The sequence below is a fragment of the Nostoc sp. 2RC genome (assembly GCF_014222165.1).
GTDB lineage: Bacteria > Cyanobacteriota > Cyanobacteriia > Cyanobacteriales > Nostocaceae > Nostoc > Nostoc linckia.
Map to the genome: position 1 here is coordinate 1 of NZ_JACKZU010000631.1, position 2,364 is coordinate 2,364.

Annotated in this window: 2 protein-coding genes; both read right to left on the reverse strand. The window is 38.8% G+C overall.

The window, feature by feature from the left end; translation table 11 throughout:
* Positions 1-68: 68 nt before the first annotated feature.
* Positions 69-1,286, reverse strand: a complete 1,218-nt coding sequence (locus GNE10_RS33940; RefSeq protein WP_260447144.1) for a relaxase/mobilization nuclease domain-containing protein — start codon at positions 1,284-1,286, stop codon at positions 69-71.
* A gap of 42 nt (positions 1,287-1,328) precedes the next feature.
* The gene (locus tag GNE10_RS33945) at positions 1,329-1,685 is read right to left on the reverse strand and encodes a plasmid mobilization protein (protein ID WP_185570424.1); all 357 of its coding nucleotides are present in this window, start codon (positions 1,683-1,685) and stop codon (positions 1,329-1,331) included.
* Positions 1,686-2,364: the final 679 nt, after the last annotated feature.

Here is a 2,364-nt window from a genome sequence, read left to right on the forward strand (position 1 = left end):
GTTATGGCTGTTGTAATTCAACGACTTCCGCCACATACTCTTCTTGGGCTAAAGCCAAAGTTTGATTTTCAAGTTAGAAGGGTAACAGAAGCAGGAATAGGGGAAGATTGCTCTTCCAGGAATTGTTTAGCACTAAGACCGTTTTCTTCTGAAATATCCTGTTGTGGGTGCTGTTTCTTTGGATGCGGCTGAACTTTTTTCTTAACCTTATTTGCTTCCGACGTGGGTTTATCTTCTAATTTTGGTTGTATTGTCGAAATTTGATCTGGATAATTACTATTTAGTACTTTTGTCCTCTCAAGTTTTTTGGAGTTACTATCGGTATCACCATTGCTATCACTTGTACTGCTATTAGTAGGTTTATCACTATATAAGTAATCATTGTTACTTAAAATTATGCTATTTATGCGAGCAATTGCTTTGGCTTTAGCTTGTTGAATTACTTCTTTATCTTTATCTGGGTCATACATGATTCCATATTCAGATCGCAGTTTGTTCCAGCTATAGGGTTTGTATACTTGATAACCAGCAATTTTTACATCATTATGAATGTAGGTAAAGCCTAGTAGTTCTTCCCCCTGCATCTTAGGCAATACTCCAATGTTATTTTCCTCCAGGCGTTCAATGAACGTAGAGACGGTGGGACTATCTTTAATGGCTTCTCCTATTGCTTGGCGAATAATTTCCTTACTTGTTGGGGTTTTGTGCTTACTGTTGACTGCTCTAATACTTTTTGATCGGTTGGGGCTGGTAAGTGTAATTATTCCGTACTCTTGCTCTAACTTAGAGGCCACAGCTTCATTTGTTGTTGGAGTTACTTCCAATCCTAGTTCCGCCGCGATGCGTCTAGTAGAGACTTGGGAGCTGAAATAATCATAGGAATCATTAACTAAACTACCATCTAACCGAATCCGAGAGGCGATTATGTGCAGGTGTTCGTGGTTGCGATCGTGGTGGCGTACTGCAACAAACTGACTGGTAGCTGCTACAGATGATTCTTCCTTGGGCAAGTATCCCATATCTTTGAGATATTCTCTTGCTACATAACTGTACTGACTGTTGGATAAATGCTCGTGGTAGTTCGGGCGGTGTGCGATTGAGATGATGAGGTGAGCGCAATGCCGTTTAACTGCTTTGTTGGTGTACTTGATGTTGAGAAACTGCTGATTAAATTCATCTGGCCTTGTTCCCATCATATTAGTATCGACAATCGCAGCATCATCTTTCCCCAAGACATACTTGAGCGTGTCGAGAAAATTGGGTTTTTTGTAGATGACGGGAATCAAATTGAGACAGTTGAAAGTGGGGGCTATAGAACCTACAATGCCTTATTTATCTTGGCTTGAGGGTGATTTATCTAGAATGTCTAGGTTAAATGCAGCTGCGATGGTCTGATCTACAAGTGCGATCGCCTTATTAACAGTATCCAAAATTTGCTGGTTGTTTGTTTCTTTCGCTAAGTGAGATAACATCATCAGTTCGCTTTTAAGGTTTCCAGCAGTAGCGCGGATAGTTATCAAGTCGGCAGACGGTTTTGCCGTTAGTACCCGCCTTAATCCACAGGAACGTAAATACTCAGATGCAGTTACCCCTGTGGCGATCGCTTTTTCCTCAATGGTAGTTTTTTCTTCCTCAAAGAGGTATACCTTGATAGATTTAGTTCGCTTTACAGGGTCATTTACCATACCTTAGTCATCAAAAAGTAAATATAAAACAGAAGTAGTATTTATTAGAACTACATGATAAACGATTGTATTGAATATATTGTCAATTAATCTAATTTATTGCGAATAATTTAAGAATAATATAACCCCATTGAACATACCTTGTTTTAGTTCTGGATTATGCGACAACAGCAATGGTTTATTGTGGAACGGGACTGATGTAAATTCATACGCAGAGAGGGTTGTAGAGTTTTGTTCCAAGACGATTGATGTTTGAAGTAATGCTGAAATAGTTGGATCAATTTGCCCTCAGAATACCTCAATCATGGGGATTGTGAGAGTTTATTTATCAGTTAACAACATATTTTTATTTAAAAAATTAGACCTAATTTTCAATTGATTGGGGTAATTAGTGTGTGAATTGGGGTAGTTAGGAGTAAATACGGGGGTAAGTTCTTCTACAGTGTGGTTAAAGTAAGAGTATTGACAAATAGCTTACTGAAAAGCTTGGTTTGCAGATTATATAGAAGTAAAGGTATGGCAAGAGCGAGTAAGCCTGCTGATTCTGTTGAGTTGGCGCGAATCATGCGGAATAAGGATACTGAGGATGGGATAGTAATTAGCCCTCTTTTGTCACTCTAGGCAGAGGAAAAATAGAAATGAGGTATATTGAAGTTTTGCAAAATTGGGCGAGTCAGAT